At 67.4% G+C, this 21,493-nt stretch carries 2 protein-coding genes; both read left to right on the top strand.

Features of this window, described 5'->3' with window-relative positions; all coding sequences use genetic code 11:
* Positions 1-63 precede the first annotated feature (63 nt).
* Positions 64-13,647, top strand: coding sequence for an SDR family NAD(P)-dependent oxidoreductase (locus tag DFR29_RS09430; RefSeq protein WP_133818347.1), 13,584 nt, complete (start codon positions 64-66; stop codon positions 13,645-13,647).
* Positions 13,648-13,820: 173 nt separating this feature from the next.
* On the top strand, positions 13,821-21,493 hold a 7,673-nt coding region (locus DFR29_RS09425; RefSeq protein WP_133818346.1), incomplete at its 3' end, for an SDR family NAD(P)-dependent oxidoreductase.

The raw sequence follows: 21,493 nt of genomic DNA, 5'->3' as shown, positions 1-21,493 counted from the left end.
CTGAGGCAAGCCATTGTGGAAGACGCAAGCAGCTCACCTGAAGTTCATGGTGGACATAGTGCCGTGGCCGCAAATAGCCAGCAGACCTCCGTCCAGGCGCCGATGCCGATACTGATGCTGGAGAAGGATGTGCTTGCGCATCCGGCTCTGGCCGCCGTGGCACAGGAACTGTTCGATACCTGCAAGAACGAAGGTTCGGCATCGCGCGGCATCAAGCACATCGCACCGAACCTGTTCATTGGCAGCGAGCGGCGCGGCTATTTTCACTACAGCCGCCATCGCAAGATCCTGCTGGTGTATGCCTATACCGGCAGCGACGAGTACTTTGCCACTGTCGCCGCCGAGTTGCTGGCCCACTGCGAACGCAAGGGCTATCAGCTGAATATCCTGTCGCACCGGCCGATCGCGGCAATCGGCGACGTGGCGTTTACCGCCACGCCGTTCGGTGTCGTGCAGCGCATTCTCGACCTGCCGTCGTTCACGCTCGAAGGTGGCGCCATGCGCCGTCTGCGCTACCAGGTCGGTACCTTCGAGAAAGCCGGCAGCTGCAGCGTGGCCGAATACCGTTGCGGTACCGACCCTGCTGTCGATACCGACATCGCGCGAGTCATCGACAGCTGGTGCGCGGGCAAGACCAAGGTCAACCCGCTGGTGCGCAGTGCGCGCGAGGAAATCCTCGCCGGCACCTTGCACGAGCGTCACCGGCTGTTCCTCACGCGCGTCGATGGCGTGCTGCAGAACGTGGTGCTGATTTCGCCGCTGTCGGATTCCGACAACGGCTACCTGATGGACCTGGAATTCTACGGTCCCGACATGCCGCGCGGCGGGCTGGAATTCGCCATCGTGCGCATCATCGAGATCCTGGTCGCCGAAGGCCGCACCATGCTCAGCCTGGGCGGCACCTACGGCTGCCGCATCGAGCAATCGCCGAATGCGGACGCGGAAGTCGACCAGATACTGGACGATCTGCACAAGCAGGAAATTTTCAACGACCAGGGAAATTTCCAGTTCAAGAACAAATTCCGTCCGCAGGCACAGAGCATTTTTCTGTGCCGCAAGGCGGGCTGCGGCAATCCCGACAGCATCATCGACATCATCATGATGATCGCCGATCCGTTGCGCATGCAGACTTCGGATGTGGAGAACCACACCGTGCTGTCCGAGCAGGAGCCGGCTGCCTTCACCCCCAGGGGCGATGCGGAAAGCGTTCCTGCGACGGATGAGGCGGATGCAACAGCGGCAGCTGCGGCGGACGAAAAAAAAAACTCTGCTGAACTTTCCCGCCACGACGACAGCTTGACGGCGCTGCCGCAACCGCGCGCGCGCCTGCTGGCGGAAGCTGGCTTCAATCCGCTCCTCCTGAGTGCCGAGCAGGTGGAGTTCGATCTCAAGACCGACTCCTGGGCGCAGCTGAAGCTGCCTGCCATCGAATCGCGCATGCAGCGGCTGCATGCGCGGCTGCAAAGCTGCACCGACGCGGAAAGCAGCTTGCGGGAGATCTTCCCGTTCGCCCATTTCGTGCTGGCCGACTCGGGCCGCAGCGCCGAGCAGGCGCTGTACCGCGCCTGGCCGAACAAGGGCAAGGTGCTGCAGAACCTGCTGTTTCCGACCAATCTGTATCATCAGATCGACAACGACTTCGATCCCAAAGAACTGCCCAGTCCAGTGCTGTTCCGTATCGAGTCGGACGAAGCAGGCAAGGGCGAGCTGGACCTGGCTGCGCTCGACGCTGCGCTGGCTGGCGATGCAGCCGCCATCGCGCTGGTCTGCATCGAAACCTGCAATAACGCCGCCGGCGGCAACCCGGTATCGCTGCAGCACCTGCAGCAGGTGAAAGCCCGGCTTGCGCCGCATGCGATTCCGCTGCTGCTGGATGCAACCCGCATCGTCGAGAACGCGCGCTTCCAGCAGCGCAACGACGCTGCCGGTGCAGCACAGGATCTGTGGCAGCTGGTGCGCGAGATGCTGGCCTGCGCCGATGTCGTCGTGGTCAGCCTGGCGAAGGACTTCGGCCTTGGCATGGGCGGCCTGATCGCCACCAACGATGCGGCCCTGCACCGCGCCGCGCGCGCCGCGGTTGAGCAGGCAGGCAGCGGACTGGATCTGTTCGAACGCAAATTGATCGCGCTGGCCCTGCGTGATCGGCGTTTCATCGAAAACGCGGTCGATCGGCGCATGCAGGCTGTGCGTACGGTCTGGCAGGCGCTGAAGGACTGCGGTGCGCCAGTGCTGCAGCCGGCCGGCGGACACTGCGTGCTGATCGACGTCAAGCGCATCCCGGCCGTGGCCGGCTTCGAGTTGCCAGTCGCCTCGTTCCTGGCCTGTCTCTATCTCAACACCGGCATCCGCGCCGGCGCGCACAGCGTCGGCATGCAGCGCCGTCGCGAAACCTCGCACCTGGTACGCCTGGCCTTGCCGCTGGGCCTCGAAGACAGCGACGTGGCGCAGATTGCGCAGCGGCTGGCCGCGCTGTTCCACGACATGACCGCGATTCCCGAGCTGTTGCCGCGCAAGGACGCCCCCGCGTCGTTCGGCGAACTGGCGACGCAGTACACGCTCAAGCACTACCACAACGTCCGCGCTGCACGCGTGGCGGCTGATGCGCCCGCGCCGTTGTCCCAGGCCGCGCTGCACGCCGAGCCGGTGCAGGCTGCGCCCGTGCAGGCCGAGTCCGTGCAGGTTGCGGCGGCCGACGGCGAAGGCATCAACAGGGGTTCGATCACGATGCAGGCGACACCGGATACCGAGGCGCGCAGCACGCGCCGGACTTGCGATATCGCCGTAGTCGGCATGGCCGGGCGCTATCCCAGGGCGAAGAACATCGACGAGCTGTGGCAGAACCTCAAGCAAGGTCTGGATTGCATCGAGGAACTGCCGGCCGATCGCTACGAGCAGCGGCTGCGCTACGGCCCAGCGGCCAAGTACCGCGGTGGCTTTATCGCCGATGTGGACAAATTCGATTCGCTGTTCTTCAACATTCCGCCCAAGGACGCCGAGCGGCTCGATCCGCAGGAACGCCTGTTCGCCGAAGTGGCCTGGGAAACGCTGGAAGACGCCGGCTACTACCCCGAGCTGCTCAACCGTGACGAGGGCGGCAGCAATGTCGGCGTGTATGTGGGCGCGGTGTGGGCCACCTACCAGACGGTCGGCGTCGAGGAAAAGCACCTCGGTGGCACGCAGGCGCCGAGTTCGTTCCTCTGGAGCATCGCCAACCGCGTCTCCTACGGCATGAATTTTTCCGGTCCCAGCCTGACCATCGATACCGCCTGCTCTTCCAGCCTGACGGCCTTGTACCTGGCCTGCGAAGCGATCTACGCGGGCGAATGCAATTCAGCCATCGTCGGCGGCGTGAACCTGGATCTGCACCAGAGCAAGTGGGACATCAACTGGTCCGGCGGTGCGCTGTCCAAGGATGGCGTCTGCCGCAGCTTCGGCCACGGTGCCAACGGCTACGTCGCCGGCGAAGGTGTCGGCGCGGTGTATATCAAGCCGCTGGCGCAGGCGGTCGCCGACGGCGATCACATCTACGGCGTCATCAAGGGCATCGCCGTCAATCACGGCGGGCGTACCAGCGGTTTCGTCGTACCCAATCCCAAGGCGCAGACCAACCTGATCCGTGCCGCGCTGGAGCGGGCCGAGGTCAGTGCCGCCAGCATCGGCTACATCGAAGCGCATGGCACCGGCACCGAGCTGGGCGATCCGCTGGAAATCGCCGCGCTGAACAATGCCTTCGACGGCCAGGGTGTCGCCACGCATGCCTGTGCGGTCGGTTCGCTGAAGACCAATATCGGCCATCTCGAAGCGGCAGCCGGTGTCGCCAGCCTGAGCAAGGTGCTGCTGCAGATGCAGCATCGCCAGCTGGTGCCATCGCTGCATTCGGCCGTGCTCAACGAACATATCGATTTCGACACCTCGCCGTTCCGCGTGCAGCAGCAGCTGCAGGACTGGCTGCCGCTGCAGGTCGACGGCCTGGCGCAGCCGCTGCGCGCCGGCATCAGCTCGTTCGGCGCCGGCGGCTCGAATGCGCATGTCATCCTCGAAAGCTATGCCGGCGACGCTGCCGCGGCGGAATCCGCGGCGGATCGCGAGACGCATATCTTTCCGCTGTCGGCGCGCACCGAGGCGCAGCTGGTCGACGTGGCCACGCGGCTGCGCGACTACCTGCAGCAACCGGACGCAGTCGCGCCGCTGCGCGATATCGCCTTTACTCTGCAGTGCGGGCGCAAGCCGTTCGAATTCCGCGTTGCACTGTTGGCGCGTTCGCGCGCCGAGCTGGTCGAGCGCATCGGCGCGTTCCTCGCCGGCAAGAAGCACGAAGGCGTGGTGATCGGCAACGTCAAGAATGCCGACGTGATTCTCAAGCTGATGAGTCGCAGCGAACGCGAGCAGGTGATCGGCCTGCTGTCGCGGCGCCGCGATGCGGGCAAGGTTGCGCGCCTGTGGGCCGAAGGCGTGCTGCTGGACTGGCGTGGCATCAACGGCGCCAGCAGCGGACGGCGCGTTTCGCTGCCGACCTATCCGTTTGCCGACAAGCGCCACTGGGTGCCGGTCACGGCGGCCGGCAGCGTGGCCGCGCTTGCCGCGCGCCGCGGCATTCATCCGCTGGTTGACAGCAACGAGTCGACCTTCGAGCGCCAGCTGTTCAAAAAGACCTTCCACGACGGCGAATTCTTCATCTACGACCATCGCGTCATGGATGTACCGACCCTGCCCGGCGTGGCGTATCTGGAGCTGGCGCGCAAGGCCGGCGAACTGGCTGCGGGCCGGCCAGTGCGGCGCCTGCGCAATATCCTGTGGGTCAGCCCGATCGCCGTGCGCGATGTGCCAGCAGAGGCATGGGTGGAACTCAAGCCCTCCCACGACGCGATCCAGTTCGAGGTCTTCAGCGACGGCGACAGCGGCAAGAAAGTGCTGCATTCCCAGGGCAAGATTCTCTACGCCAGCGAGAGCGAACTCGCTGCCGCAGACGAGTACGTCGACCTGGCCGCGATCCGGGCGCGCTGCGCCAAGGTCATGAACGGGCGCGACGCCTATCCGCTGTTCAAGTCCTTCGGCCTGGATCTGGGCCCGGGCTTCCAGTCGTTGCAGGAGGTCTACCGCAGCGATAGCGAGACCCTCGGCCTGCTGCAATTGCCGCCGGCGCGGCTGGACGACCTGCAGTCGCTGCTGCTGCATCCCTCGCTGATCGACGGCGCGCTGCAGGCTGGCGTTGCCGCGCAGCTCGGCGGCGCCAGTTCCGAAATGCTGGTGCCGTTCTCCATCGGCGAAGTGGAAGTCATCCATCCGCTGCAGCCGCGCTGCTGGAGCTACGTCACCGAGATGACCGACGGGCGCGTGGAGAATTCCCGCGTCTCGCGCAAGAACGTGCTGATTCTCGACGACGACGGCAAGATCCTGGTGCGCATCCGCGAGGCGACCGGCGTGCCGATTGCCGAGGTGCACAAGGAGCCCGCGCGCAAGGACGAAGCCGGTTTTGCACGACTGTTCTACGCACCGGAATGGGAAGCCGCGCCATTACCGGCCCTCGCCGTGGCTGAGGCGCCGGAGCAGGGCGACGCGATCCTGCTGTTCGATCGCGACGACACCCTGCGCGAGCTGTACCGCCGCCAGCTCGCCGCCGCCGGGTCAGTCCAGCGCGTCGTGCTGGTGCGTCCGGCAGCGCAGTTTGCCCGCATCGACGCCGATACCTATGCTGTCGATCCGGCAAATTTCGATCATTTTGCACAATTAATCGATGCAATTGTTGAGAGCAAGTACACATTCCGCCATATCGGCTTCGCGTGGCCGCTGGGTGGTCCGGTGCCGGCGCTGGACGAGGCCGCGATCGGTGCGGCCTTGGCCAGCGGCGTGCGCTCGCTGCTGCCGTTGTGCCAGGCGCTGACCAAGCTCAAGTTCGACAACAAGCTGCAGCTGGTCTACCTGCACGCCAGCGGCGATGGCGAGCTGCCGGTCACGCACGACGCGGTCGCCGGCTTTTTCCGCGCGCTGCACCTGGAATTCCCCAAGGTCCAGTGCAAGACGCTGGAGCTGAACGGCTACGACGGCAATGGCGACAGTGTGCTTGCCGCGCTGCGCGCCGAGTTCCGCGCCGATGCGGGCGACGCGGTCGCGCTGCGCATCGTCGGCGGCGAACGCCAGCTGCGCCGGCTGAAACTGTTCGACCTGGCGCCCGCCGCGGCGGACACGGCCACGCCGTATGCGCCACGCGCGCGCGGTGTCTACCTGATCACCGGCGGTGCCGGCGGGCTGGGGCTGATCTTTGCCGAATTCCTCGCGCGGCGTTACCAGGCCCGCTTGCTGCTGACCGGCCGTTCGGCGCCGTCGGCCGAACGCGAGGCGCAATTCGAGCAACTGCGCGCGCTCGGCGCGGAAGTGGTCTATATCGAGGCCGATGTGTCCAGCAATGCCGACGTGCAGCGCCTGGTGGCGACCGGCAAGCAGCACTTCGGTGAAATCAACGGCGTCATCCACAGCGCCGGCGTGCTGCGCGATTCTTACGTGCGCAACAAGCCCGCGGCGGATTTCGATGCGGTACTCGCACCCAAGGTGTTCGGCACGGTCTACCTGGACGAGGCGACCCGCGCCGAACCGCTGGATTTCTTCGTGCTGTTCTCGTCGATGGCTGCGGTGACCGGCAATGCCGGACAGAGCGACTACGGCTACGCCAACCACTTCATGGATTCGTTCGCGTTCCGCCGCGAACAGCAGCGTGGCGCGGGGCTGCGTGCGGGCAAGGCACTCAGCCTGAACTGGTCGCTCTGGGCCGACGGCGGTATGCGCGTCGACGAACAGACCGAGCAGATGTTCACCAAGACCCTCGGCATCAAGCTGCTGGGCACCGATACCGGCATCGACGCGTTCGTGAATGGTCTCTCCTCCAATGCGACCCAGCTCGCGGTGCTGGAAGGCAACCAGGAAAAGATCGAGATCGCCTGGGGCATGCGCAAGAAGCCCCAGCCGGTGCCGGCTGCCGCAGCCACTGTTGCAGCGGCGCCCGGCACACAGCAGAACATGGCCACGCTGGTGCAGGCGGAACTCACGCGCATGGCGATGGAGTTCCTCAAGCTCGACGCGGCGGATATCTCGCCGGACAGCGTGCTGCTGGACCTGGGCTTCGATTCGATAGGCCTGACCACCTACGCCAACGAGATCAACGACAAGTACGGCGTCGATGTCACGCCGGTGCTGTTCTTCGACTATCCGTCGATCCAGGAAGTGTCCAAATACCTTGCTGCCGAACGCAGCGCCGAAGTGGCGCGCGTACATGCGTCGGCTGGCGGCGGCACGGTGGCGAAGAGTGCTGCCGCACCGGTTGTGCCGGTAGATTCCGGCCAGCCGCAGCGCATCAGCAAAGGCTGGGACTCGCGCGCCTACGAGGCGGCACCGCACGCAGCAGCTGGCCGCGCCGCGCCGGTCAACCGTTTCGATGACATGCCCATCGCCATCGTCGGCATGAGCGGCGTGATGCCGCAGTCGGACAATCTCGACGAATTCTGGCAGCACCTGAAGAACGGCGACGACCTGATCAGCGTCATTCCCGAGGATCGCTGGGACTGGGAAGAGTTCTACGGCGACCCGTTCAAGGAAGTGAACAAGTCGAACTCCAAGTGGGGCGGCTTCATGCGCGAGGTCGACAAGTTCGACGCGCTGTTCTTCGGCATTTCCAAGCGCGAAGCGCAGATGATGGACCCGCAGCAGCGCATCTTCCTGGAAACCGTGTGGAAGGCGATCGAGGATTCCGGCCATCGCGTGTCGGACCTGTCCGGCACGCGCACCGGCCTGTTCGTCGGTGTCGCGACGAATGACTACGTCGATGTGATGAACCGGCTGAACATCGGCCTGGACGGCTATTCGGCCTCGGGCAATTCGCATTCGGTACTGGCCAACCGCGTCTCGTTCCTGCTCAACCTGCGCGGCCCCAGCGCGCCCATCGACACTGCCTGTTCCAGTTCGCTGGTGGCGCTGCACCGGGCCATCGAATCGATCCACACCGGCAGCTGCGACATGGCCATCGTCGGCGGGGTGCAGGTAATGCTCAGCCCCGCTGCCTACATCTCGTTCGGCATGGCCGGCATGCTCAGCAGCGATGGCAAGTGCAAGACCTTCGACAAGCGCGCCAACGGCTACGTGCGCGGCGAAGGTTCCGGCGCGATCCTGCTCAAGTCACTGGCCAAGGCCGAAGCCGACGGCGACCATATCTACGCCGTAGTGCGTGCGACCGCGGAAAACCACGGCGGCCGTGTCACCACGCTGACCGCGCCGAACTCCGCGGCCCAGGCCGAACTGCTGGTCGACGCCTACGACAAGGCGCAGATGGACCCGGCTACGGTCGGCTATATCGAATGCCATGGCACCGGCACCGGCCTGGGCGATCCGATCGAGATCCAGGCGCTGACCAAGGCGTTCAGTGAGCTGTACAAGCGCCACGATCATGCGCCGGCCGTTGTGCCGCACGTCGGCCTGAGTTCCGCCAAGACCAATATCGGCCATCTGGAAACCGCCGCTGGTATTGCCGGCATCCTGCGGGTGCTGCTGGCGATCCGCCATCGGCAGATTCCGGCCAATGTGCACTTCGAGGAAATCAACCCCTACATCAACCTGGCCGGCACGCCGTTCTACATCGCCGACAAGACGCGCGACTGGCAGTCGCCGCAGGGCAGGGACGGCAGCGTGCTGCCGCGCCGTGCCGGCGTCAGCTCGTTCGGTTTCGGCGGTGCCAACGCGCATATCGTGCTGGAAGAACATCTGGCGTCTGCCGAACGTGTATACAACGACACGGTTGGGCCGCAGCTGGTCGTGCTGTCGGCCAAGACCGACGACCGCCTGCATGCCTATGCGGAAGCGATGCTGGAACGCGCCGAAGCCGATGCGCCGGACCTGCTCGACTTCGCCTATACCTTGCAGGTGGGCAGGGACGAGATGCCCGAGCGCCTGGCCTTCGTCGCCGCGACGATCGACGACGTGCGCGGCAAGCTGCGCGCGTTCCTCGACGGCAATGCGGCATCCGGCGTCAGCCGCGGCAGCAGCCGTGCACGCAAGGACGCACCGCCCATCGCCGACGCGGCAACGGTGCAGGCGCTGATCGAAGCGCAGGATCTGGCCGCGCTGGCCGCGGTCTGGGTGAACGGCGCAGACATCGACTGGCGCCGCTTGCCGCGCCTGCGCACGCCGCGGCGCATCGCCTTGCCGACCTATCCGTTCGCGCGCGAGCGCTGCTGGATTCCCGGCGTGGAAGGTTTCCGCCGCAGTGATGCGGCAACGCCGGCGTTTACCGGTGCAACGGCAGCTGCGGCTGCGCCCGCCCGCACGGCCACTGTCGCCGCCACGGCAGCCGTCGCGACAAGCGCTGCACCGCAGACCCTGTACTACCGCAGCGTGTGGCAGGAAACCCCGCTCGCCGCGAGCGCGGCGGCGGGCATGTCGGCGGCACCGATCCTGCTGCTCGCCCATGGTGAAGCACTGCGCGAACAGCTGCGCCGTCGCCTGGGCGAACAGGGCAGGGCCGTGCCAGCCATCGTGCTGGTGCAGCCGGGCGACAGTTTCCAGGCGCTTTCCGCCGATACGTATCGGCTGCAGCCCGCGCAGCATGCCGACTACGCCGCGCTGTTTGCCGCGCTGCAGACGCAAGGCCTGCGGCCGCGGCATATCGTGCATGCCTGGAGCGGCAGCGAGAGTGTGCTCGATGCAGACGCACTGCGTGCCGGTCTCGATCACGGCGTGGGCTCACTGTTTGCCCTGGGCCAGACCCTGGCCGGCGCCGCGCAGGCGGACAAGGCCGCTGCAGCTCCGGCGTTCGCGACGAACCTGTTCTGCCTGATCCCGGCCGATGCGGGCCAGGCGCAGCCGCAGCACGCGGCCCTGGCGAGTTTTGTGCGCAGCGCCGCGCTGGAAATTCCGCAACTGAGCAGCAAGTGCATCGCCATCGGCGTGGCCGTTTCGTCCGGCATGCCGGACGAAACGGCGGTCGACCGCCTGATCGCGGAACTGGCCGATGACGCGCGCGGCAATATGGAAATCCGCTACACGGCACAGCAGCGCCTGGTGCGCAGCCTGCAGCCGTGGACGCCGTCCGTGGCCCTGCCTGCGGCCGTGCGCGAACGCGGCACCTACGTGATTACGGGCGGTGCCGGTGGCCTTGGCCTGATCGTGGCGAAATTCCTCGCCTCGCAAGCCAAGGTGAATCTGGCCCTGATCGGCCGTTCGCAACTCGATGCGGCGCAGACCGCCAAGCTCGCCGAACTCGAAGCCTTGGGCGCGCAAGTCGCCTATCTGCGCGGTGATGTCGGCCAGCGCGACGCGGCGCAGGCGCTGCTGCAGCAGGTGCGCGAGCGCTTCGGCAGCATCCACGGCATCGTGCACGCGGCCGGTGTGATCCGCGATGCGCCGATCGAACGCAAGACGGTTGTGGATTTCGACGCAACCTGTGCGCCGAAGCTCTACGGCACCATCCACCTGGACCAGGCCAGCCAGTCGGACGACCTGGATTTCTTCGTGCTGTTTTCCTCGCTCGCAGCGGAACTGGGCAGTTCCGGCCAGTGCGACTATGCCTATGCCAATGGCTTCCAGCACCACTACGCGGCGTTGCGCGAGCGGCTCGTCGCGCAGCAGCAGCGCCGCGGCCGTACGCTCGCCATCGACTGGCCGCTATGGCAGGACGGCGGCATGCAGGTCGAACGCATCAAGGGCATACAGCTCGATGCCAAGACCAAGGCCATGCTGCAGGAATCCTCCGGCATGTACGCGCTGGATACCGATGCAGGCCTGGCCGCGTTTGCCGCGGCCCTGCTCGGCGGCGAAACGCAGCTGCTGGTGATGCACGGTAACCCGGCCAAGATCGACCGCGTGCTCGGCCTGGCCCCGGCAGCCGCGGCGCCGGCACTGCGTGCACCAGCGCACAGCGCTGCGGCACCGCGTAACGATGCGGAGTTCGTGCGCCGCCTGCGCAGCGATCTGCTGCGCATCGTCGCCGAGGTATTGCTGGTCAGTCCGCAGCAGATCGTGGCCGACGTGAACCTGAGCGAATACGGCCTCGATTCGCTGGGCGTGGCGAACCTGTTCCGCCGCCTCAACGACAGCTATGCGCTGAGCCTGGCGCCGGCCGTCGTGTTCGAATACCCGACCTTCGATGCGCTGAGCGGCTACCTCGCCAGCACGCATGCAGCCGAACTGCGGCCGTTCTACGCCGATGCATTCGACGCGACAACCGTCGACGTGTCCGAAGCGGTGCGCCCGCTGGCCGATACAGGCGGGACCGACATCGCCGCCGCACCGGCGGCGAGCCTGGTACCGGTCGCCATCGTCGGCATCGCCGGCGTATTCCCGGGCGCCGACACGCCGGACGAGCTGTGGCAGCAGATCCTGGCCGGCGCCGACCTGGTCTCGGAGATTCCGCCGGAGCGCTGGGACTGGCGCGCGCATCACGCCGACAGCGGCGCGCAGCGCAACACCACGGCGGCGCGCTGGGGTGGATTCCTGCGTAATGTGGACAAATTCGATGCGCCGTTCTTCGGCATAGGCGCGCTGGAAGCGGCGCTGATGGACCCGCAGCAGCGCTTGTTCCTGCAGGTCGCCTGGAATGCGATCGAGGATTCTGGTCATCGTGCCTCCGAGCTGGCCGGCACGCGTACCGGCGTCTTCGTCGGCCTGGGCGGCTTCGACTATGTGGAACTGCTGCGCGATGCCGACACCGAAGTCGTCGGCTACTCCGCCACCGGCATGGCACATTGCGTGCTGCCGAACCGCCTGTCCTACCTGCTCGACCTGCGAGGCCCCAGTGAAGCCATCGACACGGCCTGCTCCAGTTCCCTGGTGGCTATCCACCGGGCCGCGGAAAGCGTTGCCAGCGGCCACTGCACAGCGGCGATAGCCGGCGGCACCAATGTGCTGCTGACGCCGTCGCTGCAGCTGGCCCTGGGCAGTGCCGGCATGCTCGCCGCCGACGGCCGCTGCAAGACCTTCGATCACCGCGCCGACGGCTACGTGCGCGGCGAAGGCTGCGCCGCGGTGCTGCTCAAGCGCCTGGACCAGGCCGTCGCTGACGGCGACACGATCTACGCCGTGGTCAAGGGCAGCGGTGTGAATCACGGCGGCCGCGCCATGTCGCTGACGGCGCCGAATCCGAATGCGCAGGCCGAGCTGCTGGTCGACGTGTATCGCCGCGCCGCGGTCGATGCAGGCCAGGTCGGCCTGATCGAAGCGCACGGCACCGGCACGGCCATGGGCGATGCAGTCGAACTGAATGGCCTGAAGAAGGCCTTCCGCGAACTGGGCGTGGCCACGACGGCGCGCTGCGCGGTCGGTTCGATCAAGACCAACATCGGTCATCTCGAAGCGGCTTCCGGCGTCACTTCGCTGATCAAGACCGTGCTGGCGATGCGCCACCGCAAGATTCCGGGCGTGCTGCACTTCGAGCAACTGAATCCGCAGATCCGCCTGGACGACAGTCCGTTCCATATCGCCCGGGGCACGCAGGACTGGACCGCCTGCAGCGACGCTGCCGGCGCCGCACTGCCGCTCACCGCCGGTATCAGCTCGCTCGGTTTCGGCGGCGTCAACGCGCATCTGGTGGTGCAGGAATACCGCGCAAGCCAGGCGCTCGCAGCGAACGCACCGCATGCACAGAAACTCGCGCGCCTGATCGTGCTGTCGGCCAAGACGCCGGAACAGCTGGTGGCGCGGGCCGGCGATCTGCTGGCCTATCTGCAGGCCAGTGGGAACATGGCCGCAGCGCCGCTCGCGCGCATCGCGGCGACCTTGCAGGTCGGGCGCGAGAACCTGCGCGAGCGGCTCGCCTTCGTGGTCGACTCGGTGGCGGACCTGGCGGCCAGGCTGCAGGCCTTCGTCGCCGGCGACGGCGCGATCGCCGCGGCCTACCGCAGCCGCGGCGAGCGCGACTCCGACAGCGTCGGCCTGATCAATCGCGACGCTGACATCAAGGCGATGATCGTGTCGAAATGGCTGTCGAGCAACGACCTGGGCCCGCTGCTGGAATTGTGGACCCAGGGCGTCGATATCGACTGGCTGGCGCTGTATGCCGGCGCGCTGCCGCCACGCATCAACCTGCCGACGTATCCGTTTGCGCGCGAGCGCCACTGGGTCGACACCGTGGCCGCGGCGGACGCAGCGGCGACGGAAAGCCCGGCGCCCGCACGTACTGCCGCCAGCCGGAAGCCGCCGTCGACGGCGCGCCTGGCCGGCCTGCGCAGCGCCGCGGATCTGGCCGCGCAATTGATCGGCGAGGAACTTGCCCGCCAGCTGCAGATACCGGCCGCGCAACTGCCGGGCGACAGGAACCTGCTGGAGCTGGGCGTGACCTCGCTGGGCATTGCCTCGCTGGTGCGCGAAGTCAACCGGCGGCTGGAGCTGGATCTGTCGCCCAGCCTGATCTTCGAGTACCCGACCATTGCGCGCTTTGCCGCCTATCTGGGCGAAACCTGCCCCAGTGCGATCGGCCGCGCCATGGCGACGGCGGTCTTGCCGGAGTTCGGCGACGGCGACACCGCGGCCGCTGCGGCGGCAGATGTGCCCGACGGCCTGGGTACGCCGGCCGAGCCGGTGCAGCGGCGCGAAAGCGCGCGGGAAGTATTGGAAAGCATCGTCTGGCAGGACAGCGCCACCGGCGATGAGTACGAACGCATGACGTTCTGATGCGCCAGCGGCGTCGGGGGGCGCCGCTGGCGACAAACGACAACGCGACGAGGTGCCGTTCCGCACGGAAGCGGAACGAACAGCGTCGGGTTTTCGCCGATACAGAACGACAGAAGGACAGGCGGGCAGTACGCGCACAGCGGCTCCCGTGAACGGCATGGGGTGGAGGATTCGTGGAACCGATTCAGTGCTGCTACGGCTACCTGGCAACCGCGTTGATCGCGTGTTGCCGGCGTCTGGGTGTTTTCGATCGTCTCGCGACAGGGCAAGGACTCGACGGCGAAACGCTGGCGCGTGCTCTGGATCTGGACGCCGCTCCACTTCAGGCCGTGCTGCGCAGTCTGCAGGCGCTGGGCTGGCTGCAGCGCGGCGACGACGGCGCCTGGCGCCTGGCGCAGGACGTGCTGCCGGCGGCGCCGCTCGACGCGTTCGCCGCGCTGAATGCGCAGGCGCCGTCAGCCCTGCGCGACGGCGAAGCGGCGCTGTCACTGGCCGCGCTGATGCGCCAGTTGCCGGGGCAGGGCGGCGGCAGGCCCGGCGAGTGGGAATTCCTCGCCAACGGCGCGCTGGACGTGCTGGTCGCCGCGCTGCTGAAGACGCTGGACTGCAGCCGCGTGAGCGCCGCACTGAAACGTCTGCAGCCCGATCTCGCCACCGCGCTGCAGCAGCGTTTCGTGGCGCAGGGCTGGCTCGACGAAGCCGCCGATGCGCTGACGCCGCGGGCGGTGGATCTGCTGCATTCGCCCGTGCTGGCCACGCTGACCGGCTACCGGCCGCTGCTCGCGGCGCTGGAATCGATCGTGCGCGGCGACACGACGGCGCTGGCCGGATACCGCGCGCAGCACAGCAGCGCAGCGCAACGTCTGGAACGCGCGCTGGCCTTCGCCGACAGCGCCCGCGCCGATTTCTTCGATGATCTGCGCAGCGACCTGCAGGTGCTGTTCGCCACGGCTGGCGAATCCTGCGCCGGTATCGCCGGCGAGGCTGGCGATGCACTGTTCGCCGCCGTGGTGCAGGCGGCCAGCGACTGGAATGTCGATGCCGCGAATGCGCAGAGCGCACCGGCACGGGTCATCGCGGCCGACGCGGCGCAATCGCCGTCGCTGTACCGGTGCGCGCAGCAGGAAAATGCCGGCGAACGTCTGCTGGTCGTGCATGCCGGCCTGGAACGCACCGACAGCACCGTGCCGGCGGACCCAGGGCTGCATGTACTCGCTGGCGAGCAACCGCCGTACCTCGCCGCAGACGGCAGCCCGCGCGCGGCCATCGCCGTGCTTTCCGGCTGGCAGCAGGAACTGCAGCGCTGGGCCGAGCTGGATTCGGTCGCTCAGCTGCTGTGGCTGCAGTCGCACGCGACGGACGCCGCTGCGTTGCCGGCAACATCGATCGACAATGCCTGCCTCGAAGGCCTGGACGCGCTGAGCGGGCGCGAGCTGATCAGTGCCGAAGCGTTTCTTTGCCTCGCCGCGCGCTGTGGCTGGTTCAACGACGGCCATGTGCGCCGCTATCCGGCCGTGTCGCCGGCCTGCAGCGCGAGCCTGCATCTGCTTGGCCGCCGTGCCTACCGCATTCGTCATGCGGCCGCAGACGATATCGCGCGCCTGGTCGAGCTGGAACAGCTGTGCTGGCAGCACACGCAGAGTTCCGAGGCGACGATCCGTGCACGCATCGAAAACCATCCGCAGGGCCAGTTCGTGCTGGAACGCGAAGGCCAGGTGCTCGGCGTCGTCTACAGCCAGCGCATCGCGTCGGCCGAAGCGCTGATCGGACGCAAGGCGTCCAACGTGCACGAACTGCACCGCGCCGACGGCGCGGTGGTGCAGCTGCTGGCGGTGAACATCGATCCGCAGGCGCAGAACCTGCGCTACGGCGACCAGCTGCTCGAATTCATGCTGCAGCGCTGCAGCCTGCTGCCGGGCGTGCGCCGCGTGGTCGGCGTGACCTTGTGCAAGCGCTACGACGCCAGCCTGGGCGAGACGCTTGAGGATTACATCCGGCGCAGCGGCGCCGGCCAGGATCCGGTGCTGGCCTTCCATCACAGCCACGGCGCGTCGATCGCGCGGCTGGTGCGCGGCTACCGTCCCGACGATACGCAGAACCAGACCCACGGCGTGCTGGTGTCCTACGACATCCTGGCGCGGGCCGAGCAGCTGCGCCAGCGCGGGCAGCACGACGAGGGCGCCAGCGCCGCGCTGCCTACGCGCAGCCGCGAACAGATCCGCGATTTCCTGCGCGAGCAGGTGCTGGCCCTGCTGGCCGACGAAGCCGCGGCCTTCGCCACCGAGCGGCCGTTCATGGAAATGGGCGTGGATTCCGCCGGCCTGCTGCAATTGCAGCAGTTGCTGGAACAGGAATGCGGCCAGCGCCTGCCCACGTCGTTCTTCTTCGAATTCAACAGCGTTGCCAAGGTCGCGGTGAAGCTGGGCCGCGAACCAGCCGAGCCGGTGCCGTCGCGCCGTGCCGCTGTAACGGTTGCTGCGCCCGCGTCCGCAGCGGTGCCGGCGCCACAGCGCAACGCGCCGGCGCGCACGACTACGGCCGCCGAGACCGACATCGCCGTGATCGGCCTGTCGTGCCGCCTGCCGGGCGGTATTTCATCACCTGTGGATTTGTGGAATGTACTGGCCGAAGGGCGCTGCGTGATCGGCGCGTATCCGCCGCAGCGCGGCAGCTGGCCCGATCCGGCCGAGTGGCCGGGCATAGACCAGGGCGGCTTCGTCAGCGACGCCGATGCGTTCGACGCGGCGTTCTTCCGCATCTCGCCGGCCGAAGCGCAGCTGATGGACCCGCAGCAGCGCCTGGTGCTGCAGCTGGCCTGGTCCTGCCTGGAAGACGCCAACCTGCGGCCGGCCGATATCGCCGGCAGCGCGGTCGGCGTCTTCGTCGGCGCCAGCAACAGCGACTACAGCCGTCTGCTGCAGGATGCGGGCGTGGAAGTGGAAGCGCACCTGGGCGTGGCCAGTTCGCTGGCGGTCATCGCCAACCGCGTGTCGTATTTCTTCGACCTGAGCGGGCCCAGCCTGCTGATCGACACGGCCTGCTCGTCGTCGCTGGTGGCGCTGCATACAGCGATGCAGTCGCTGCGACGCAACGAATGCAGCAGCGCGCTGGTGGCCGGCGTCAACCTGATCTGCCATCCCGATCTGTCGCTGGCCTATCACAAGGCTGGCATGCTCGCGCCGGATGGCCGCTGCAAGGTATTCGACGCACGCGCCAACGGTTATGTACGTGCTGAAGGTGCGGTGGCATTGCTGATCAAGCCGCTGCGCCGGGCCATCGCCGACGGCGACCGGGTGCATGCCGTGATCAAGGGTTCGGCCATCAACCACGGCGGCCTCGCCGGCGGCCTGACCGTGCCCAACCCGGTCAAGCAGCGCGAACTGCTGATGGCCGCCTGGGACGATGCCGGCGTGCGCGCGCGCCAGCTCAGCTACATCGAAGCGCACGGCACGGGCACGTCGCTGGGCGACCCGATCGAAGTGCAGGGCATCCAGTCAGCCTATGCGCAGCACAACAGCGCAGCGCAGCGCGGTGCCTGCGGCCTGGGCTCGCTGAAGAGCAATCTCGGCCATCTGGAGTCTGCCGCCGGCCTGGCCGGCGTGCTCAAGGTCATCCTGGCCATGCAGCACCGCCAGCTGCCGGCGACAGTGAATTTCGGCGCGCTCAATCCCAAGATCGAACTCGGCGACGCGCTCTACATCCACGACAGCCTGCGCGACTGGAATGCGCCGGTGCTGCTGGCCGGCGTAAGCAGCTTCGGTTCCGGCGGCGCCAACGCGCATGTCGTGATCGAGGAATTCGTTGCACGCGCGGCGGCCGCCGACGACAGTGCACCGCAGCTGTTCGTGCTGTCGGCGCCGGACCGGGAACGCCTGCGCGCCTATGCGCAGCGCGTGCTGGACTGGTGCGACGGCGCCGCAATGGGCGATTTCGCCGCCGCGATGCGCAGCTGGCAGCTCGGCCGTACGCCGATGAAGGCGCGGCTCGCGCTGAAGATCGCCAGCTTCGCCGAACTGAAAAGCAAGCTGGCGTTGTGGCTGGCCGGCAAGGATGCGGCCCAGTCCTGGTCTGGCGACGGCATGGCCAGCGCCAGCGCGGCGCTGTGGCAAACCCGCTCCGGCCGCCAGCTGATCGAGCAGGCGCTGCACGAGAAAGACCTCGACCAGCTCGGCCTGCTCTGGGTTTCCGGCATCGATATCGACTGGGCGCCGCTGCATCGCAGTGGAGCACGGCGCGCCAGCGTGCCGACCTATCCGTTTGGCCAGGAGCGCTTCTGGATCGCGACTCCGGCTCCGGCCACCAAAAGCGCGGCTGCGGCGGTACAGCTGCATCCGCTGCTGCATGCGAACGTGTCGGACATGAGCCGGCAGTGCTTCCGCTCGCTGCTCAGCGGTGCGGAACCGTTCCTGGCCGATCACAAGGTGCGCCTGCGTGGCGTCGACGAACGCGTGCTGCCTGCGGTCGCCTATCTGGAAATGGCGCGCGCCGCGGTAGAGCAGGCCACGCCGGCTGCCGCGCGCGGCGCCGTGCTGGAGTTGCGCAACAGCGTCTGGGCGTCGCCCCTGATCGTGCGCGCCGCGCCGCTGCCGGTCAGCATCGTGCTGGCGGCCATGCCCGACGGCGAGATCGATTTCGCCATCGCCAGCGGCGAAGGCGAGCGGCAGAACGATCATTGCCAGGGCCGCGCCGCCTATGTCGCGGCCGCGGCACCGGACACGCTGGATATCGCGGGCCTGCGCGCAGCGATGGACCGCGGTGTCCTTGCTGCGGACGCGGTCTACGCCGCGTTCGACCGCATGGGCCTGGTCTACGGGCCGGCCCATCGTGCGGTGCGCCAGGTATTGCGCGGCAGCGATGCCTTGCTGGCGCAACTGGAACTGCCCGCCGGCGTGCGCGCCGAGGCCGGCCGCTTTGTTCTTCATCCCAGCCTGCTGGACGGCGCGCTGCAGGCCTGCATCGGCCTGGCCGCCGGCAGCAGCAGCCAGGCGCGGCTGCCGTTCGCGCTGGAAACGCTACGCATCTTCAGTGCCTGTCCCGCTGCGGTCTGGGCCTGGGTGCGTCCGGCACCGGGCAGCAGCGTGGACGCCGCCGTCAGCCGGCTCGATATCGATCTGTGCGACGCTGATGGCAATGTCTGCGTGCAGCTGCGCGGGTTTTCCGCCCGTGCCGTGGGACAGCCCGAGGCAAAACCTGTCAGCGAGGCAAGCGGGCTGCTGCTCGCCGCCCCGCAATGGCATGACATTGTGGAAACAGCAACAAATCCGCCCTGGTCGGAACGCCAGGTCGTCCTGTGCGAACTGCCCGCTGTTGCCGCCGATGCGCTGCAGACCCTGCTGCCCGGCAGTGTCTGCAACAGCTGGCCGGCGCTGCCGGGGCAGGATCTGGCCCAGCGCTACACGGCCCACGCACTGGCCTGCTTCGAACAGATCCAGGCGGTTTTCGCACGCAAGCCGGCCGCGCCGGTATTGCTGCAGATCGTGCTCGGCGACGAACCCGGCCAGGCGCTGTTCGCCGGCCTGTCAGCCTTACTGAAAACCGCCACATTGGAAAACCCGCTGTTCTGCGGCCAGATCGTGCAGAGCCAGTCCGGCATCGACGCCGCGGCTCTCGCGCAGCAGTTACAACAGGCCCAGGCGCATCCGGCGCAGAGCCTGCTGCGCTTCGACCGCCGCGGTATGCCGCAAGGGCTGCGCTGGAAAGAGCAAGCGGCCAGTACCGAGGCGGCGGCGCCGTTCAAGGAACATGGCGTCTATCTGATCACCGGCGGCCTGGGCGGGCTCGGCAGCCTGTTCGCGCGCAACATCCTCGAACAAAGCGCTCATGCACAGGTGATCCTGAGCGGCCGCGACGCGCCCTCGGGCGAACGCCGGCAGCGGCTCGATGCCTTGACCACGCTGGCGCCGGGACGCGTGCACTACCGCGCCGTCGATCTCGACGCCGCCACCGACGTGGCGGCCCTGGTCGCGGACATTGTCGGCGTGCACGGCGCGCTGCACGGCATCGTGCACAGCGCCGGCATGATTGCGGACAACTTCATCGTGCGCAAAACCGCGGCGGAATTCCGCGCGGTGCTGCAGCCGAAAGTCGCTGCCGCCCTGCAGCTGGATACGGCTACCGCGGCGCTGGACCTGGATTTCTTCGTGCTGTTCTCGTCCACGGCCGGCGCGTTCGGCAATGTCGGCCAGGCCGACTACGCCGCGGCAAACGGTTTTCTCGACCAGTTCGCCGAATGGCGCAGCGCGCGTGTCGCTGCGGGCGAGCGGCGCGGCCGCACGCTGGCCATCAACTGGCCGCTGTGGCAGGCGGGCGGCATGCAGCTCGATGCCGCACTGCAGGTGGAACTGGAACGCAGCACCGGCATGCAGCCGCTGAGCAGCGCCAACGGCCTGCACGCCCTCCAGCACAGCCTGGCCCAGGGGGCGCCGCGCAGCCTGGTGCTGCAGGGCCGGTTGGCCAGGCTGCAGCGCCTGCTCGACGGTGTGCCGTTCGCCGCACCAGTCGCCGTGGCAGCGCCGCCGGTGCTGGCGCCGGGCCAGGCGCTGGACGGCCAGGAACTCAAGGACAAGACCCAGGACTGGCTGCGCCGGCAGTTCTCGCAGCTGCTGAAACTGTCGTCGCACCGCATCGATGTGCAGGCGCCGCTGGACCAGTACGGCATCGATTCGATACTCGCGATGCGCCTGACCAACCAGCTGGAAAAGACTTTCGGCTCGCTGTCCAAGACCTTGCTGTTCGAATACCGCAGCATTGCCGAACTCGCCGGGCATTTCCTCGACGCGCATGCGGCAGTGCTCAACGGCATGTTCGTCAGGACGGCAGCGGCCGACAGCAGCCCGGCGCCCACCGCCGCCAAGCCCGCCGCGGCGGCGGGTTCGCGCCTGCTGCCGCTGCGCCCGGCCGATGCCGTCAAGGCACCGGATGCGGCAGCTGCAACAAATGATAGAAATTCGACCGGCATGGTGCCGGCGCTGGCCGAGCCGATCGCCATCGTCGGCCTGAGCGGGCGCTATCCCGAATCGCCGGATATTGCCGCGTACTGGAACAACCTGCGCGACGGCAAGGACTGCATCGTCGAAGTGCCGGCGGAACGCTGGGACTGGCGCGAGCATTTCAGTGCAGACCGCAGCGAAGGCGGGCGCCACTACAGCCGCTGGGGTGGCTTCATCGACGGCGTGGACGAATTCGATCCGCAGTTCTTCAATATCGCGCCGCGCGAAGCGAAATACATTGATCCGCAGGAACGCCTGTTCCTGCAGCACGCCTGGATGGCGGTCGAAGACGCAGGCTATTGCCGCAGCAGCCTGCGGGGCGCGGGCAGTGCAGCCAGCGATGTCGGCGTGTATGTCGGCGTGATGTGGAGCGAGTACCAGCTGCTCGGCATCGCCGCCGACACGCAGTCGCTGCGCATGGGCTTTTCCGGCAACGTCGCCAGCATCGCCAACCGCGTCTCGTATGCGCTGGATTTGCACGGACCGAGCATGACGCTGGACACCATGTGTTCCTCGTCGCTGACCGCGATCCATGTCGCCTGCCAGGACCTGCGCCAGGGGCGTACGCGCGTCGCCATCGTTGGCGGCGTGAACATCAGCATCCATCCGCAGAAATACCTGCTGCTCAGCGTCGGCCAGTTCATCTCCGGCGATGGCCACTGCCAGAGCTTCGGCGAAGGCGGCGACGGCTATATCCCGGGCGAAGGCGTCGGTGCGGTGGTGCTCAAGCGGCTGTCGGATGCGCAGCGCGACGGTGACCATATCTACGCCACGATCCGCGGCAGCGCGCTGAGCCACGGCGGCAAGACCAACGGCTATACCGTGCCCAACCCGCAGGCGCAGACCAGCGCGATCGC

It is taken from the genome of Tahibacter aquaticus (assembly GCF_004363655.1).
GTDB lineage: Bacteria > Pseudomonadota > Gammaproteobacteria > Xanthomonadales > Rhodanobacteraceae > Tahibacter > Tahibacter aquaticus.
The sequence above is the reverse complement of the archived record's forward strand: the minus strand, read 5'-3'. Positions and strand labels throughout refer to the sequence as shown.